18 protein-coding genes are annotated in these 16,845 nt (G+C 71.7%); 8 read left to right on the forward strand and 10 right to left on the reverse strand.

What is annotated here, in order from left to right:
- Positions 1 to 126: 126 nt before the first annotated feature.
- Positions 127 to 795: a formylglycine-generating enzyme family protein gene (locus tag OG624_RS00990; protein ID WP_371638876.1), complete on the forward strand. Its 669-nt coding sequence runs from the start codon at positions 127 to 129 to the stop codon at positions 793 to 795.
- A 45-nt stretch (positions 796 to 840) separates the two neighbouring features.
- Positions 841 to 1,770, forward strand: a complete 930-nt coding sequence (locus tag OG624_RS00995; RefSeq protein ID WP_033225552.1) for an aminoglycoside phosphotransferase family protein — start codon at positions 841 to 843, stop codon at positions 1,768 to 1,770.
- A 154-nt stretch (positions 1,771 to 1,924) separates the two neighbouring features.
- Here the strand turns inward: OG624_RS00995 and OG624_RS01000 are convergent, their stop codons facing one another.
- The 3 genes from OG624_RS01000 to OG624_RS01010 all read right to left on the reverse strand — a co-directional run bounded on the left by OG624_RS01000 (position 1,925) and on the right by OG624_RS01010 (position 4,074).
- Entirely contained in the window at positions 1,925 to 2,308 is a 384-nt protein-coding gene (locus OG624_RS01000; RefSeq protein ID WP_033225550.1) for a hypothetical protein, read from the reverse strand.
- 70 nt (positions 2,309 to 2,378) lie between these two features.
- Positions 2,379 to 3,236, reverse strand: coding sequence for a C40 family peptidase (locus tag OG624_RS01005; protein ID WP_033225645.1), 858 nt, complete (start codon positions 3,234 to 3,236; stop codon positions 2,379 to 2,381).
- Between the two features lie 298 nt (positions 3,237 to 3,534).
- Positions 3,535 to 4,074 carry a GNAT family N-acetyltransferase gene (locus OG624_RS01010; protein WP_343299223.1) on the reverse strand — a complete coding sequence of 180 codons (540 nt, stop codon included), beginning with the start codon at positions 4,072 to 4,074 and terminating at the stop codon, positions 3,535 to 3,537.
- A 498-nt stretch (positions 4,075 to 4,572) separates the two neighbouring features.
- Here OG624_RS01010 and OG624_RS01015 point away from each other — a divergent pair, with 498 nt between their 5' ends.
- Complete coding sequence (locus tag OG624_RS01015; RefSeq protein WP_033225547.1) at positions 4,573 to 5,295, forward strand: dienelactone hydrolase family protein; 723 nt, start codon at positions 4,573 to 4,575, stop codon at positions 5,293 to 5,295.
- A 186-nt stretch (positions 5,296 to 5,481) separates the two neighbouring features.
- Positions 5,482 to 6,615, forward strand: coding sequence for an FAD-dependent oxidoreductase (locus OG624_RS01020; protein ID WP_033225546.1), 1,134 nt, complete (start codon positions 5,482 to 5,484; stop codon positions 6,613 to 6,615).
- On the opposite strand, the gene OG624_RS01025 is transcribed toward OG624_RS01020, so the two are convergent.
- Together OG624_RS01025 and OG624_RS01030 are read right to left on the reverse strand one after the other, a co-directional pair.
- Entirely contained in the window at positions 6,596 to 6,859 is a 264-nt protein-coding gene (locus OG624_RS01025) for a hypothetical protein (RefSeq protein WP_244290985.1), read from the reverse strand. The two genes, OG624_RS01020 and OG624_RS01025, sit on opposite strands and share 20 nt — an antisense overlap.
- Before the next feature lie 87 nt (positions 6,860 to 6,946).
- Positions 6,947 to 7,474, reverse strand: coding sequence for a hypothetical protein (locus tag OG624_RS01030; protein ID WP_244290984.1), 528 nt, complete (start codon positions 7,472 to 7,474; stop codon positions 6,947 to 6,949).
- A 421-nt stretch (positions 7,475 to 7,895) separates the two neighbouring features.
- On the opposite strand from OG624_RS01030, the gene OG624_RS01035 reads away from it, so the two are divergent.
- Together OG624_RS01035 and OG624_RS01040 are read left to right on the forward strand one after the other, a co-directional pair.
- A complete protein-coding gene (locus tag OG624_RS01035; protein ID WP_033225545.1) occupies positions 7,896 to 8,630 on the forward strand; it encodes a hypothetical protein in 735 nt (244 codons plus the stop codon).
- Between the two features lie 184 nt (positions 8,631 to 8,814).
- Entirely contained in the window at positions 8,815 to 9,651 is an 837-nt protein-coding gene (locus OG624_RS01040; protein WP_371638877.1) for a DUF3626 domain-containing protein, read from the forward strand.
- 62 nt (positions 9,652 to 9,713) lie between these two features.
- On the opposite strand, the gene OG624_RS01045 is transcribed toward OG624_RS01040, so the two are convergent.
- Positions 9,714 to 10,142, reverse strand: a complete 429-nt coding sequence (locus OG624_RS01045) for a hypothetical protein (RefSeq protein WP_051763832.1) — start codon at positions 10,140 to 10,142, stop codon at positions 9,714 to 9,716.
- Between the two features lie 12 nt (positions 10,143 to 10,154).
- On the opposite strand from OG624_RS01045, the gene OG624_RS01050 reads away from it, so the two are divergent.
- Complete coding sequence (locus OG624_RS01050; protein WP_033225544.1) at positions 10,155 to 10,352, forward strand: hypothetical protein; 198 nt, start codon at positions 10,155 to 10,157, stop codon at positions 10,350 to 10,352.
- Between the two features lie 36 nt (positions 10,353 to 10,388).
- Here the strand turns inward: OG624_RS01050 and OG624_RS01055 are convergent, their stop codons facing one another.
- The 4 genes from OG624_RS01055 to OG624_RS01070 form a co-directional block, all read right to left on the reverse strand.
- Complete coding sequence (locus OG624_RS01055; RefSeq protein ID WP_033225542.1) at positions 10,389 to 11,900, reverse strand: glutamate synthase subunit beta; 1,512 nt, start codon at positions 11,898 to 11,900, stop codon at positions 10,389 to 10,391.
- Positions 11,901 to 12,476: 576 nt separating this feature from the next.
- A complete protein-coding gene (locus tag OG624_RS01060; protein ID WP_371640812.1) occupies positions 12,477 to 13,622 on the reverse strand; it encodes a glycoside hydrolase family 64 protein in 1,146 nt (381 codons plus the stop codon).
- A 198-nt stretch (positions 13,623 to 13,820) separates the two neighbouring features.
- Positions 13,821 to 14,819 carry a linear amide C-N hydrolase gene (locus OG624_RS01065; protein ID WP_371638879.1) on the reverse strand — a complete coding sequence of 333 codons (999 nt, stop codon included), beginning with the start codon at positions 14,817 to 14,819 and terminating at the stop codon, positions 13,821 to 13,823.
- A gap of 111 nt (positions 14,820 to 14,930) precedes the next feature.
- On the reverse strand, positions 14,931 to 15,518 hold the full coding sequence (locus OG624_RS01070) for a hypothetical protein (RefSeq protein WP_371638880.1): 588 nt from the start codon (positions 15,516 to 15,518) through the stop codon (positions 14,931 to 14,933).
- A 208-nt stretch (positions 15,519 to 15,726) separates the two neighbouring features.
- Between OG624_RS01070 and OG624_RS01075 the strand changes: the two genes are divergently transcribed.
- The gene (locus tag OG624_RS01075) at positions 15,727 to 16,842 is read left to right on the forward strand and encodes an ABC transporter substrate-binding protein (RefSeq protein WP_371638881.1); all 1,116 of its coding nucleotides are present in this window, start codon (positions 15,727 to 15,729) and stop codon (positions 16,840 to 16,842) included.
- The last annotated feature ends 3 nt before the right edge of the window (positions 16,843 to 16,845 follow it).

The raw sequence follows: 16,845 nt of genomic DNA on the forward strand, positions 1-16,845 counted from the left end.
CACCGCGTCGAAGAGGCGGACGCGGACGCGGACCACCGATCCTGCGCGGCGTCCGCCCTGGGCCCGCCCCGCCATCACCGACCACCACGACCACAGCCACCAGCAGGAACGGGAACAACCAACTTGATGATCAACGTACCGGGCGGGCCGGTCACCCTCAACGACCGCCGCACCCAACGCAGCTGGACCGTCGAGGTCGCCCCGTACCTCCTCGGCGCGCACCCCCTCACCCAGGCCGCCCACGCCCAGACGACCGGTACGCAGGACGGTGGGCGGCTCCCGGCGCACAGCCTGTCCTGGTGGGACGCGGTCGGCTACTGCAACACCCTCTCCTTGCAGGAGGGGCTGACCCCCGCCTACCACCTCCACGACGCCACGGACGACGGGGACGACGCCCCGGACGGCGGCATCACCTGGGACCGGAACGCGGACGGCTACCGCCTCCCCACCGAAGCCGAATGGGAGCACGCGTGCCGCGCCGGCACCAGCGGCCCCCGCTACGGACCCCTCGACGACATCGCCTGGCACCGCGACAACTCCGAAGAACGCATCCACGAGGTCGCCACCCGCCGCCCCAACCCCTGGGGCCTGTACGACATGCTCGGCAACATCTGGGAATGGTGCTGGGACCTCTACGACCCCGAGGTGTACGGCTCCTACCGGGTCCTGAAGGGCGGCGGCTGGTACGACCCGCACTGGAGCTGCCGTACCTCCGTCCGCCGACGCAGCCACCCCACCCTGCGCATCGAGGACGTCGGACTACGCCTCGCCCGCACCCCGCGCCCCCAGCCCTGACCCCTGACGCCCGGCCCCTGACCCACCGACTCCCCAAGGTCCGCCATGAGTTCGCCGCAGGGCATCGAAGTCCCTGACTCCCTGATCGAGTCGTACGCCAGGAACGGAGGTGAGGAGGAACGGACCTGGGTCGCCGGGCTGCCCGCCCTGGTGGCGGAGTTGCTCGACCGATGGGAACTGGAACGCGACGGCGGCATCGGATCCGGCGAGGCCTCACTCGTGGTGCCGGTGCGCCGTGCGGAAGGTTCCCGGGCCGCGCTCAAACTCCAGATGCCGCGGGAGGAGACGACCGCCGCGCTGATCGGGCTGCGGGCGTGGGACGGCGACGGCATCGTACGGCTCCTCGACCACGACCCGGAGAGCAGCGCCATGCTGCTGGAGCGCCTGGACGGCTCACGCTCCCTGGCTTCCGTCGAGGACGACGACGCGGCCATGGGCGTCTTGGCCGGACTCATGTCCCGGCTGCACGCCGTCCCGCCGCCCGAGGGGCTGCGTCGCCTCGGTGACGTCGCGCGCGGCATGCTGGCGTCCGTACCGGAGGCCGTGGCCGCCCTGCCGGACCCCGCGGACCGGCGGCGGGTGCGCGGCTGGGCCTCGGCCGTCGCCGAACTGGTCGACGAGCCCGGAGCCCGGGACCGGATGCTGCATTGGGACCTGCACTACGACAACGTGCTCGCCGCCGAGCGGGAGCCGTGGCTCGCCATCGACCCCGAACCCCTCATCGGCGATCCGGGCTTCGACCTGTGGCCCGCACTGGACTCAGGCTGGGAGGGACTTCGGGCCACCGGGGACGCTCCACGGGTGGTACGGCGCCGCTTCGACCTGCTGACCGAGGTGCTCGGCCTGGACCGGCGGCGCGCGGTCGGCTGGACCTTGGGCCGGCTGCTGCAGAACACGCTGTGGGACATCGAGGACGGGCGGACCACCATCGATCCCTCCCAGACCGCGATGGCTGAGGCGCTGCCCGGCTGCTGAACACCTCACCAGCCCGTCGCCCGCATCGGCGAGAACCTGTCGGACCGGGCGGCGGCAACGAGCCCTGCCCTCCTCGGTGAAGCCGAGGAGGGCAGGGGGCTCGCCGTCGTTCACACGGCCTTACGTTCGCCGGTGGAGACGAGATGGCTCTGCGTCAGCACTCACGCAGGCCCGGCGCCGGGTCGACCGAGGTGTGGACGTCCACGGCCGCGACGTTGCCCCACTGGCCGTTGTCCAACTGGGTCCAGTACCAGACGTTGTTGCCGCCGGCGTGCTGGTCACCGCGGCCCCAGCACTGGAACCAGCTGGGGCTCGTGTTCAGCGGCCCCCGCACCCCGGAGTTGTACCGGCGGTGCTCGTAGCCCTTGGCGCCGACCCGGTTGCCGCACCACAGCTTGCCGTCGGCGCGGACGCCGCATTCGGCGGCGGCGCTCTTCCCGGTGGCCGGCGCGGCCTGGGCCGGGCCGGTCACGGTGGCCATACCGCCGGCCAGTGCGGCTGCGGCGAGACCGAGTGCGATCTTCCTGCTTGCGGACATGCTTCCTCCTCGAAATGGCTCACGGGGAGCCGGATGACGGGTGGTTGGTGTAGTGCGGGCGGCGCGGTGCTCAGGGGCAGGTACGTACGCCGTCCAGCCAGGCCGGGCCCTTGAGGTAAATGTTGGTGATCCACGCCCCGTACTCGGGCAGGTAGGACCATGCGTCGTTGGTGTAGCCCTCCGCCGTCACCGGTTCGGCGTGCTTCTGGCACTCGACGCGCACCGTCGTCGGGCCGGGAAACCGGTGTACCCGTGGACTGGTGGTGGACGGCTCCTTGTGGGTCCACACGTCCGTGCCCCACGTGCTGAACGTGCCCGGTGCCGTCGCCGGCGCGATGCGGACCGCCCCCGCGTAGTCCCCGCCCAGCCGCACGTCGCTGACCATGATCCGGGTGCCTGATTCCCGCGCCTCGACCATCTTCCCCGCGCCCAGGTAGATCGCGATGTGGTGGATGGAGCCGCTCGACCCCCATGCCAGCAGGTCCCCGGGAAGCAGCGGCCCGGTCCCCTGAGCGGCCGTGAAACGCTGGTTCACCTGCGGCGAATGGAACTGGTGGTAGGCGTTGCCGGACAGCGGATCACCGCCGATCGCGCGGGCGTAGGCGTACCGGACGAGGCCCGAGCAGTCGAAGCCCAGTCGCTCGGGGTCGTGTGCGCTGTCCGGGTCGCTCGGGTCGACCTGGCCGTAGGTCGGCCCCGGCTGTGGCCCGTGGCCGCCTCCCCACGTGTACCAGACGCCGATCTGTTCGCACGCGGCCGCCACGGCCTTCTCGGCCGCCGCGGAGGCGCCGGGGGCGAGTACTCCGCACGCCTCCGCCGCCTTGCGTGCCGTGGCCGGCGCGACCGCTGTGGCACTGCCGGCACCTCCCCACGCGGCGAGGAGGGTGAGTGCCGCCACCGCCACCGCCGCCGTTTTCCGCATCGCCATGTCCGGTCCCCCGTCCCACCACGCGGTGTCCCGCGGGGCGTCATGCTCGTCGTGGTCTTCACCGTGCTCGCCGTACGGAGCACCTACCGGCCGTCTGCCGGACACTCCGAGCCTGTGCCCCGCCACCCCTCCGTGTCGAGGAAGCGCGGGTCGCCCACTGGAACGGGAAACGGGAAACCTTCGGGAAACCCCCTCTCATCAGGCACTTTGAGTGACCGTCAACAGACCCCTCGGTGGTGTCGCGGCGCTCGCGCGCGCGCTGTCCGGCACCGTCACCGTGGAAAGCTCTGTGGTCGTCTCAGGTATCGGTCGGGTCCGGGCCTCGCAGGGCGCTGGTCAGCGGGGCCAGCACGCGCCAGCCTGTCCTCTCGTACAGGGCCCGGCCCTCCGGTGTCGCGCCCAGGACGCCTGCCGTGGCCCCCTGCTCCGCGGCAGCCGCGGTGAGGCTGTGCATCACCAGGTGTCCCAGACCGCGGCGTTGGTGGGCCGGGGCGGTCTCCACCTGGTCGACGACGGCGGTGTGGCCGGTGACGGCGATCTGACCGCGCGCGGCGAAGACGCCGTCGGCGGTACGCACCAGAGCGCGGGTGACGCCGTCACGTGTCCAGGTGTTCAGCCGGTAGCCCGCGGGGATCGGGCCCGGGGCCCGGGTGGGGGCGACGGGTAGAGGGGCGCACATCAGGTGGCCGGGTCCCCCGGCGAGATGCCAACCAGGGGCGAGCCACGGTTCGAGTGTTTCCGGTGGCACGAAGGCCTTCAACCAGACGCCGGGCGCGGTGGCCCGCTCGGTGATGTCGTGGACGGCCGCTTCGTCCGCGGCCGGCAGAACGTGGCGCATGACATGTCCGGGTAGGCCCACATCGACGGTGAAACCCCAGGCGGAGAGCGCGGGTTCGGCTGCGCCGCGCGAGGCGGACCACCCGTGGACCCAAGCCCGCACGGCCTCGGCCGTGTCTGTGAAAGGCAAGACTTCCCCCCTCATAGGTAACAGATGCAACTGCATAATGCTGATTACATCAGCTCATCACTCCAGCCGTCGCACGGCCCTCACCACGGCTTCCGCTCCGCCCTCCGTCGCCATGTGCTGTGCGGCAGCCTGGGCCGCCTGCGCGTACGAGGACTCCCGCACCCGCGGGACGGGCGTGTGGCCCGCTCGGCAAAACCCGTTGGCGGGCCGTGGTGACCACTGCTACGTTTCCGGTGGCCGTGCGAGAGAACGAGGAGGTGGTACCCGTGAACGCAGTTTCGACATGGGTGCTCCCCTCCGGGGTCACGGTCGGACGATAGGCAGGTCGTCCGGGAGCGCCCTCCACGCGCACTCCCGAAAGGCACGACCATGCATGTCATTTCCGAACAGCGCCTCGATGGCGGCGTCCTCGCACGCGAATTCACCCTCGGCGAGATCCCCGGCACCCTGTGGACTCCGGAATCGGCCGCACCGGCGCCGCTGATCCTGATGGCCCACAACAACGGCCTGCCCAAGAGCGCGGCCCGGCTGGTGGCCCGGGCCCGGCACTCCGCGGCGTACGGCTACGCGGTGGCGTCCATCGACGCCGCGGGGTGCGGCGACCGGCCCCGTTCCGCCGACGACGAGCAGGCTCGCGCCGAACTCCGCCGGGCTATGCAGGCCGGCGAGCCGGTCGACGAGATCTTCGAGTCCTTCATCGGCCCACTGGTCGAACAGGCGGTCCCGGATTGGCTGACCGCTCTGGACGCCCTGCTCGCGCTGCCCGAGATCGGCGGCCCTGTCGGGTACTCGGGGTGGACCGCCCTCGGGATCCGCCTCGCCGTGGTCGAACCGCGCATCGCGGCCGCAGGCTTCTTCGCCGGGGGTTACGTGCCCCACGCCCAGCGCGCGGAGGCCCGGCAGATCGATGTCCCGCTGCTGTTCCTGCTGCAGTGGGACGACGAGGGGAACCCCCGGCAACGGGCCCTGGACCTGTTCGACGCCTTCGGCAGCACGGAGAAGACGCTGCACGCCAATCCGGGCGGACACATCGGAACCCCGTGGTTCGAGGTGGAGGACGGGAACCGGTTCTTCGGCCGGCACCTGAAGTGAATCCGTGCCGCCGGGTGGACGGCGCACGGTAGCCGGCGCCGGCCGGTCGGGCCGGCGGGCTCGCGGTGTCGGTGCTCTGTCAGGTGCTGTCGGTGAGTTGTCGGCGGCCCGTCAGCGGGGCCCGGCACCTTTCAGGGAGACGGCCGACCCACCTCCGGGCGGCCCGATCCCGAAGGAGCGACCGCCATGCACACACCCGTCACGATCATCGGCGCCGGACTCGGCGGACTCACCCTGGCCCGCGTCCTGCACGTCCACGGGCTTCCGGTAACGGTCTACGAGGCCGAGGCCTCCCCCTCGGTGCGCCTGCAGGGCGGGCTGCTCGACATTCACGACTACAACGGGCAGCTCGCCCTCAAGGCCGCCGGGCTGATGGAGGAGTTCCACTCCATCGTCCTGGAGGGCCGTCAGGCGATGCGCGTCCTCGACCCGGACGGGACGGTCCTGCTCGACAAGGCCGACGACGGCACGGGAGGTCGCCCCGAAGTGCAGCGCGGCGAGTTACGGCGGATCCTGCTGGACTCGCTCCCGGCCGGAACCGTCCGGTGGGGGCACAAGGCCGGCAGCATCCGCGCCCTCGGCGAGGGCCGCCACGAGGTGCAGTTCGACGACGGCAGCACGGTCGTCACAGGCCTCCTGGTCGGCGCGGACGGTGCCTGGTCACGGGTCCGGCCGCTGCTCTCCACCGCCACACCCGAGTACACCGGCACGTCGTTCGTCGAGACGTACCTGTTCGACGCCGACACCCGTCATCCGGCCGCCGCGAAGGCGGTCGGCGGCGGGATGCTGATGGCGGCCGCGCCGGGCCGGGAGATCTTCGCCCACCGGGAGACCGGGGACACCTTGCACACCTATGTGTCGCTGGCGAGGCCGCTGGACTGGTTCGCCGCCATCGACTTCACCGATGCGGCCGCGGCCACCGCACGTATCGCGAGGGAGTACGACGGCTGGGCACCGGAGCTCACCGCCCTGATCACCGACGCCGACACGGGGCCGGTCCTGCGCCATCAGTACGCCCTGCCCACCGAGCACCGGTGGGACCGGGTGCCGGGAGTGACCCTGGTCGGCGACGCCGCCCACCTCGCGCCCCCGAACGGCGAAGGCGCCAACCTCGCCATGCTCGACGGCGCCGATCTCGGCCAGGCCCTCGCCGCGCACCCCGACGACATCGAGGCCGCGCTCACCGAGTACGAGCAGGTCATGTTTCCCCGGAGCAGCGAGGTCGTCACCTTCGAGGGGGCGGAGATGGATGGGGTCGACACCGACCACGGCGACAAGCTTCACGCCCTGATCGAAATGATCACCCAGAAGGACCGATGAGAAGCCCTTCGGACGGCGCGGGATCGGCCGCGGCGATGTCGCGCCCGACATGCCCGACCCACGCATCCGGTGTCAGGACAGACCAGGTCACGCCGATCTCGACTCCGTGGAGGGTCCGTGCGAGATCCGCCAGCGGTGCGAAAACGGCTGCCTGGACGTCCTCGACGGCCGCGTCGCCGGGCATCGCGACCTTGCCGCATCCGCCACCACCCGCCCCATCCGCGACGAACGTGTAGGGCCACACGTCGTCGCGTCCCGCCAGCAGGACGATCTCCCTGGGTATGCCGAAAGGAGGTCGCGGGCTCGACCGGGGAGATCCCGAAGAGATGACCTAGACCGCTCGCGGGGGCCGGCGGGGGCGGGGCGCCGCGTCCAGGAGAGCCCACAGGCGGCGGCCGTCGTCGGCCAGGTCGTCACCGCAACTGTCGACGGTGGCGAGGGCCGTGAGCGCGGCGAAGACCGCGCCCTCGGGCGCGGCGCCGGGCTGGTGGCTGAGGGCGACCACCAGGATCTTCTCCGCCTGGTCGGCGAGGTGGACGCTGACGCGGCGTCCGCCGTCCCGCACGGCCGCGGTGACCAAGAGCCTCACCGCGGCTTCCATGTCCTGCTCGTCCACCCCCGAACAGCTCCACCCGCGAACGACAGCCAGGGCCTGGGCCGCGGCCTTCGCCGGCGCCCACTCGTCGGCGCGGAACGTCAGCGCCGCCGTCTGCCGGTTCCGGATCTGCATACGCGGCCGGGACAGACCCGGCAGCCGCGTTCTGGACTCCGTGGCCGGCTGTCGTCGCATCGGCTCCACCGGCTTCGTCCGCCGATGCGTCGGCGACGACTCGGGCCCTTGGGCCTCGGGACTGGTCAACTCGTTCTCCTCGCACCGTGCATCAGAGGCTTCGCCATCCTGGCAGGGTCCTTCCACCGTCGGGAGCGAATCATCCGGCCCTACGCCGACCAGGTCCCCCGGAGGGCCTTTTCACAGGGGAGGTCCGGTGGCCCCGAACCGATGACGGAATCCGCCGAAAGAGTGTGTGCGGCAACGACCTCGGCACTCCGTCCGCGAACGGCGGAGGGCTCCGGCTTCCGCCCCCGGTCGTCGCGCCTCGCGTGCGAGGACGCGACGCGAGCGAACAGGACAATCGTTGCTCCGCGGACGGCGGCGCCCGCGATGTCTCATGTGCGATCGCCGCCGGACAGTCACCGGCCGACCCCTCGTCCGATCGTCGTACCGGCTGAGTACGATCACCTACGCCGCTGTGCGTACGCGGCACCGGAAGGGTGGACACATGCGTCGACTGCTGTTGCTCGCCCCGCTGTTGCTGCTCACCGTCGGCTGCGGGGTGGTGCAGTCCTCCACGGGCGAGGCGACGGACGCCGCACGGGAAGCGGCCAGGAGAGTGGGCGAGCGGCTCTACGGGCAACGTCCGCGCACGGCGGAGGAGGTCGGGCGCTCCGCCTCCGGCATCGACGGCGTGGACGTCCTGCGGGTGACGGGCACCTCGACGGACGACGGGGACGGCGTCGATGTGGTCGTCCGCACATCCGGTTCGGCGTACAACAGTTGGTTCGACCTCGAAGAGGTCACCGTGCTGCGCTGTTTCGTGGTGCGAGTGTCACCCAAGTCCGAATGGCGCGCGGATCCCCGTGACGTGGACTGCCCGGATGTCGCTCCGCTGACCTTCGCCCCGCCACCCGAACCGCCTCGGCTGCCGGCCGAGGAGCTCCGCGCGAAGCTTCCCCGGGTACCGGAGGGCGGCCGGGTCGACGAGGCCGAGGTGCACCGTACGCTCGCCGCCCTGGGCCTGGATCCGGCGATCCGTACCGAGGTGAAGGCGGAGGGCGGCCGGGTCGGCGTTCTGCTGTCCGTGAAGGGCGACGGCTTCGACGCGCAGGACTGCCTTCTTGCCCGCGTGGGCCCCGGCACCACCGAGGTATGGGTGCCGCCTCGGATCCAGCGGATGCCGGGAGAGGGCGGCTGCACCGTCGGCAACGCCCTGAACCCGGCACCGCCACCGCACTGAACGGGGCCGAGCCCGACGAAGGGCCACGGTCACCTTCCCGCCTGAACGGAACCGGTTCGCGGCGGACAATCCGCGTGCGCCCGTCGACCAGGCTGGGGAAGACTGTGCCGATGAGCTCCTCAGCCTCTCCGACCGCGCAGGAACGGCCCTTCGCCATGTCGCGGAACTGGCGTCGGGCCCACCCGTGGATCCGACGCTGCGGGTGACCCTCAACTTCCACCCCGACCGTCCGCTGCACGGCAAGCCGATCCTGGACGCCCTGGCCGAGGACGGCGTCTACCGCTCGCAGTTCGTCACGGGGACCGGCAACGGCGGGCTGACCGCGTATCCCGGCGGCGACCGGTGGCGCTGGGAGAGCCGGATCTTCGACGGGGCGTACGACGAGGCGACCGCTCAGGAGCGGCCCGTCTACGGGGCGTTGAACTTCCGCCGCAAACCGGTCGGCGGGGCGCCACGGTTCGGCTCGGCCCACTTCCGGCTGACCGCGCAGACGCTGACGCGGACCACGTTCTGCTACCCGGACAGTTTCCTCGAACCGTCGGACTTCGGTGTCGCGGCCCGTATGGGGCTCGTCGAACTCGCCCGTGCCGATCAGCAGGACGAGCTCGACGACTACATCGAGGCCCAGGTCCACGGGCCGGTCCGGCTGCACCACGATGTGGAGGCGCTGGTCCTGGACCCCTGCTACCGAGGCACGATCGTCGAGGCTTCGGCTCTGCGTCTCGGCTGCCCGGTGGAGTGGCACCCCGGCTTCCGCCTCGGGGTCGAAGAACTGCGCCGGCACCCCGACTACCGCGGCCAGGAATACGTCGACCTGGGCACGCGGATCGCGGTGGAGGGCGTACTCGACCCGCGGATCGTCGGAGAGGCCGTACGTGCCGATCGTGCCGATCGGCACGACCCCCAGGCGGTCAAGAAGGTGTGGCACTACCTGGCGCGCTTCGGTACGTCCCGGAAGGCCGCGGGCAGTGCGGTGGTTCCGGCACCGATGGGGGACGCTGTGCCCGACGGCCTTCGTTGAGGTCCCTCCGAGTCCGCGTGGACCGTCGCCGGCCGCCCCTGCTGCCGGTATCGGCCTGGCCGCTACGTCGGGCCTCCGCCGCGGAGCAGCCGTTGACGGCGATCAGCTGCCCGCGGAACCTCCTCGTCGCCGACGCGAGGTGTCCGGTCCGGGAAAGGCGATCGATCGGGTGACGGCCACGCGGTGATCAGGTAGTGCTCTCCGGATCGGGCGTGGCAGCCGTCGGGCGCGAGGCCGCGGCCGCGCGCCTTGACCTCCACCTCGTACCGGCCCGGTCCGCCGGCGCTGAGGAGGGGCAGGTGGTGGTCGGGGCCGTGGGTGAGTGATTCGACGCGGAGCTGTCCCTCAGGTGCGCAGATCCGCCCACGGGCGGTTTCTTCCCAGCTCCCCGCCTCAGGGAGCGGTGCCTCGTCGAGAACCCGCACCCGGACCTGTACTCCGCCGGTATTGATGCCGGTGAGGACGAGCGCGAGGCCGCCGGTGCCGCTCACCGGTGATCACCGGTGATCACCGGTGAGCCCTGGTCCGTCCTGGGCCGAGCTGTCCGCCGCGGCGGACACCCGCACGCCCGTCTGCTGCTCCTGCTGCCGGCGCTCGGCGGCGACGCCGTGCCGGATGACGCCGTCCGCCGCCTCGCGGGGGCGCTGCGCGCCCGTACCCGGGTCACCTCCCCCGGGCGGACCGGTCCCCTGGCTCGCTGACGGCGACGCCTCCGAGGCCGCCCGGACGGCTCGCCGTCAGAGCCCGTAGCGCATACGTCCCAGGGCCGTCATCGGCCGGTCGTGCGCGGCGACCGGGGCCGGGAGGCAGGTGGAGCCGGTCAGGTAGCGGTCCACGGCGGCGGCAGCCGCCCGGCCTTCGGCGATGGCCCACACCACCAGCGACTGCCCCCGGCCCGCGTCACCCGCGACGAACACGCCCGGGGCCCGCCCGCCGCCCGCGGCGAAGCCCGCGTCCCGCGCGAAGTTGCCACGCTCGTCCAGCTCCAGCGCCAGCTGCTCGCGCAGGCCGCCCGCCCGCTCGGGGCCCGAGAAACCGAGAGCCAGCAGGACCAGCCCGGCAGGTATGACGTCCTCGGTACCGGCCAGCGGGCTACGGCCCACCGGCTCGACGGCGGTCAGGCGCAGCGCCCGTACCCGGCCCGCCGCGTCCCCCTCGAAGCGCAGGGTGGCGCGGGCGAACAGCCGGGGGTCCCGTCCCGCGTGCCCGCGCGCCTCTTCGTGGGCGTGGGAGATCCGGTACGTCCTCGGGTACACCGGCCAGGGCTCGTCGTCGCTCCGGCCCGGGCCGGGCTCCGCGTTGATGTCGAGCTGGAGCACGGAGACCGCGCCCTGCCGCAAGGCCGTCCCGAGGCAGTCGGAGCCGGTGTCTCCGCCGCCCACGATGACCACGTGTCTGCCTTCGGCGGTGACGGGCGATACGACGTAGTCACCCTCCCGTACCCGGTTCGCGCAGGTCAGGTAGTCCATGGCTTGGTGGATGCCGTGCAGCGAACGGCCCGGGACCGGCAGCTCCCGGCGCTCGCCGGCCCCGATCGCGACGACGACCGCGTCGCACCGGCTCCGCAGCTCGTCCGCTCCGGCACCGCAGGAGCCGCCGATGTCCGCACCCGTGACGAACACGGTGCCCTCACCGCGCATCTGGTCGATACGGCGGTCCAGGTGGGCCTTCTCCATCTTGAACTCGGGAATGCCGTAGCGCAGCAGTCCGCCGATCCGGTCGGCGCGCTCGTGGACCGTGACCCGGTGCCCGGCCCGGGTCAGCTGCTGCGCCGCCGCCAGTCCGGCGGGGCCGGAACCTATGACGGCCACCGTCTTGCCGCTGTGCCTGTCCGGTGGTCTGGGTGTCATGTAGCCGCGCCGTCTGCCCTCGTCCGCGATCGCCTGCTCGACGTTCTTGATGGTCACCGGGTCGGCGTTGATCGTGAGGACGCAGGCGTCCTCGCAGGGGGCCGGGCAGAGCCTGCCCGTGACCTCCGGGAAGTTGTTGGTCGCGTGGAGCCGCTCGTACGCCGCCTGCCAATCGCCGCGGGCGGCGTACGCGTTCCACTCGGGGATGAGGTTTCCCAGGGGGCAGCCGGTGTGGCAGAAGGGTATGCCGCAGTCCATGCAGCGGTCGGCCTGCCGGGAGACGAGCGGCAGCAGCGCCTGGCCGGCGTAGACCTCGTGCCAGTCGCCCAGTCGTTGCTCGACGGGGCGGGCCGGGACGGCCTCGCGGGGGATCCTGAGGAAGCCGAACGGATCGGTCACGCGCCGCCTCCCTGGATCGTGGGCGCGGCGAGGTGCACGGACCGCGCACCGTGTCACTCGTACGCGCATTCTGTGGCGGTTCAGCCAGATTACGCCGCCTTCGCGGCTCCGCCCTGGCCGACCGTGGTGCGTGACTGATGGGTGACCGGGTGGGCGCGGAAGGTGACGGCGCGAGGCGCCCCACCGGGGTCTGTGTCCTGCGCGCCCGGGTGTGCCGTACGGCCCGTGATGGGGGTGTCGGCGGCGGCGGGCCATGGCCGGGGCGGTACCGGCCTCCGTGAGGTGAGGCCGGTACCGATCTCCGACGTCAGGCCAGTCGTCGCCGGTCCGAAGGCCGCGGCCCCGGCGAGGCCAGGCCGTCTCTTTCGGATCTTGCCGGGCCCGGCCCGCCCGGCACGGCACCTCATCCCCCACACTCCGTCCGGGGGGACCCCCAGGTTGTCGGGGCACTCCAGTACGTCCAGTACACGAGCGCCCGTCCGCCTTGCGATGCTTCCCCTCGGCCCTGGCGGGCCTGGGGAGACCCCATGGCACCGGACGACCCGGGCCCATCCGACAAGATCCGAAAGAGACGGCCTAGTTGAACGGCTCCAGCGTCATGAAGGCCTCTTGCGGGTTGCCGTCGTGGACCAGCGCCTCGTGCGCGCCCACGTCGTCGAAGGCGAAGCCGTACGCCTTGCCGTCGACCATCTGCCCGTGGATGACGCGGGAGTAGTGGTTGGTGACGGCGTCACGGTAGAAGTTGGCGCCGTTCGGGTCGGGTTGGGCCGCGTTGGTCAACAGCGTCGACCGGTTGAAGCCCGCGCACAGGGTGCGGGAGATCGGGCCGCGGACGAGGTCGTTGGGGGCGTCCAGGAGCTTGTAGCAGCCGAAGACGCTGTCGGAGTCCGGCTTCTGGAAGCTGGTGACCACCGCTCCCGATCCGTTGGTGAAGTTCATGACGTTGCCCGAGACACGGCCGTAGTACCTGATGTCGGGTCGGTCGGCGAAGGGCGTCACGGTGAGCGTGGAGGAGCTGTACTTGTTCCAGACCCGGTTGATGTAGTCGTTCATGACGCCGGCCGGGATTGCGCCCGCCTCGATGCCGTGACCGGGTGACAGCGCGCGCAGCGGCGTGCCGTCGGGACGGTTCTGGATCAGTCCGCCCCAGCCGGCCGAACGCAGCTGACCGAAGACGGCGTTGTAGCCGCCCGGCTTGAGCCGGCCCGTGTTCGTTACCGTGCCGTTGGCCGCCTTCACGCCCACCGCGTACGGGGCCGAGAACATGTCGACCTGGGTGCTGTTGATCCACAGGCCGGCGTCGTTGAGCGTGTACTCGGACCAGTTGAACAGGATGTTGCGGTTGGGGTCGGAGGGGTTCTGTACGGCGGGCTGCACGAGGCCGCCGGTGCTGAGCTTGAAGACGATCTTCTGACCGATGGAGAAGTAGACGCGTCCGGAGAACTTGGGTATGCGAATGGTCTTGGTCTGGCCGTTGGCCGGACCCACGATGGATGCGTCGGGCGCGGGCGTGGGGGGATTGCCTCCCACGGGCCACGGGTGGAACGTACCGCCGGCGTCGGCCCAGCCCTGCCGGCCGGTCGTCAGCTGCGTTCCCAAGTTGTACACGTACACCGGCTCGGTACGCCCTGAGTTGTTCTTGATCGTGAGCGGGACCGTCGCCGGTACGGCCTCGGCCGCCGACGGGCCGAACGTGATCAGGCCGGCGGCGACAACCAGCACCGAGAGCCCGGACGCAAGCACTTTCGATAAGCGGAACACGAACTGCCTCCTGGGGGGACACCTGGAAGTGGGGGGAGGTGCGCGGTGCTCCCATGCCCATGAATTGATGACTGAGAGCGCTCTCAGCCTCGGCCTGCGTTCAACTGCTGTCAATGGCTTGGGGTGACTCGACCGGCCCGGCCCACACAGGCCGGGGAGTCAGAACGGCGCGAGGGCACGCGTGAATCGGTCCGAGACGTCCCCTACGAGGTCGATCGCCTCCGGATCCAGGGTCATGACCGGTGCGCCGGGTGCCAGGTCGAAGCGGTCGATCTCGGCCCACAGGAGGTTGGGGCTGGTGGCGAGTTCGAAGAAGTAGCGCTTGCTGGTGAGGTCGCAGACCGTGCGGTACTCGGTGTTGTAGGTGTGGAACCTCCCCTCGCGGTACGGCGCGCCGAAGGGCACCGAGGCGTTGCGGGTGACGGCGAGGATGCCGGCGACCGCCTGCCGGTCGTCCGCCGGCTCGGGCAGCAGTGAGCTGAAGTAGGCGGCGCGTTGGAAGCGGTCGACCGCGTTCACGTTCCCGGGCAGGGGTACTTCGCTGTTCGGCCGGTCGTGGCCGAGCCCTTGCACGGCGCGGACCTTCTCCCGCAGCAGGCGGAGCTGTTCCTCGTAGGTGGGTTCGTTCGTCATGATCGTGTAGCTGCGGTCATGGTGCACCTGCCGTTGGCCCGCGATGTACTCGACGATCGCGGAGTCCCCCGACGCGTCCTCCAGGGCCACGTGCACGGAGGCCCGGAAGCCCCGCAGCTCGACCGGCACCAACTGGCAGGTGTCGAGCAGGTCCAGGGCTTCCCGCACCGTGTGGGCGCCGTCCAGCAAGTACTGGATCCACAGGGCGATCTGGAGGCCCGGCCTGCTGGGGTCGCGCGGGCCGAGGTCGGTGCTGTCCAGGTACAGCATGTGGGCCGCGAGGCCTGCTTCGTTGAGGCCGTCGGCCGTACCGGCGCCGTAGACGGTGGTCACGATGCTGCCCAAGCGGCTCGTCCAGCGCAGGGGGTTGTCGCCGACGACGGTGGTGCCCGCCAGTGTGCCGCCGTCGCGCTCGATCCCCCGGGGGAAGACGGTCAGGACCGGCTCGGTCGATTCCGGCCAGTCCATCGTCCGGCCGGCGAGGACGGCGTGGTGGTTGCTGTTCCACAAGATCCGCGTGCACATGGGTGAATCCCTCATCCCTCTCTGTGTGAGCCGTACGCAGCGGACCCCGTACGGGACCGGCCGCCACGGCCACGGCTCCGGCTCCGGCTCCGGCTCCGGCTCCGGCTCCGGCTAACCGACGGGGACCGACCGTGCGCGGGCCCGGTCGCGGAACCACGCGCACACCCCGACCAGCATCGCCACCCCCACTCCGTAGACCGGCAGCCACAGGGTCGTCGTGGCCGCCAGGCACTCGGCAACCGCCTTGCGTGCCTGCTCCTGTTGCACGAATGCCATGGCCGCGCCGTCACCGGAGGCCAGGTTCCCGAGCGCGGCCTCCACCTGGAGGGCCTGGTACCTGCCCACCAGCCCGCAGTCGGCGCGCGTACCCGGCATCGGGAAGAGCCAGGCCCGGCGCTGCAGCAGGGGGGCGAGGGCGATCGCCACGCACAGCCCGACGACCAGCGAGTACGCGATCAGGCCGCGTATGTACGGCGAGCGGATGTCAGGGCTCCACTCCGCCCGTCGTTGGAAGGCGAGCAACACCACGAGCAGCGTCACCCCGATGAACGTGGCGAACCACTGCCACGAGCCCTGGGCCAGCGCGAACGTCAGCACCGCGGCGAGTCCGATGCCGATCACCCCAGGGGCGGGAATGCCCTCGGCCGCGGTGGCGGCCGGCGGTTTCGTGGCGGTCACTCGCGGTCTGGGATCACTCACAGGCCTCTCCTGCGGGGTGGGGAGACTCAGCATGCGTCGCAGGGATGCCGCGGCTTGGGGCGCCATGCCGTACACACCCCGCGCCCCGCCCGGATGGCCCGCCCGCCGTGGTCGCTTTCGGCTCGGCTACGCTCGGCGCCACCGACCGTTCGCGCTGCGGTGGTCGGGGTACGCCGCGATCGAACCGCCACTCCGGAGACGCTGACGTATGACGACGCCACCACCTTCACCGCTTGCGGCCGGGCGGTCCGACGGGGCATCCGTGCGGATCGGGGCCCTGGTCCCGCTGAGCAGGCCCGGGTGGGTCGAGGCGGGCCACCACCTGCTCGCCGGACTCGAACTGGCCGTTCACGAGGTGAACGGCGCCGGCGGGATCGCCGGAAGGCCGCTCGAACTGCTGGTCCGCGACACCGCCGCCGATCCGCAGAAGGCCGCGGCGGCCGTGGACGAGTTGGCCGGCCTCGGCGTGGCCGCTCTGGCGGGTGAGTACCACAGTGTCGTCGCGCGCGCCGCCGCGGCCAGGGCCGATGCCCTCGGCGTGCCGTTCCTCTGTTCGTCGGCGGTTCTCGACACGCTCACCGAGCAGCCGACGCAGTGGGTCGCGCGCCTCGCCCCGGCGCAGTCCCACGGCTGGCGGATCTACGCGGACTTCCTCCTCGGCGCGGGCCACCGGCGCATCGCCGTGGCAACGCAGTCGAGCGTCTACTGGGCGTCAGGGACCCGCGTCCTGCGGGAGTACCTCGCTCCGCGCGGTGGCTCCGTCGTCGAACTCGACATGATCGTCCTCTCCCCCGCCGCGGTGTGCGAGGCACTCGTCGATCGTGGTGCGACGGCCCTTCTTCTTCTGGTCGGCCACCCGGAACCGGCGGTACCGATCGTCCGGGCCGTCCGCCGCGACCGGCGGCTCGCCGAGATCATGATCGGTGCCCCGGCCGGGCAACCGGAGTTCCCCGCGTGGGCGCGGCTGCTGGGCGGCGACAGCGTCGCGGTCCCGTTCCTGCGGTACCTGCCCGATCGGCTCGGTCCACTCGGTGAGCGGGTCGAGGCGACCCTCCGCGTGCGGCTGGGCGTAGCGCCCTCCTTCGTCGCCTTCGAGGGGTACGACACGGTGGTCGTCCTGGCCGATGTGCTGCGCTCCCGTGGCGCGGACGAGGCGCGCGCCGCCGATCCCTGGACGCGTGTCGCGGTCGAGGGCACCCGCGGCCTGATCCGCTTCTCCCGCGTGCCCGGCATCGGCGTTCGACAATGGGCCTGGGCTCCGACCCAGGTCGTCGATCGGGACCCGGCGCGACCCGATCGTTTCCGTGTCCTGCACACCGGCTGAGCG

This window comes from Streptomyces virginiae (assembly GCF_041432505.1).
GTDB lineage: Bacteria > Actinomycetota > Actinomycetes > Streptomycetales > Streptomycetaceae > Streptomyces > Streptomyces virginiae_A.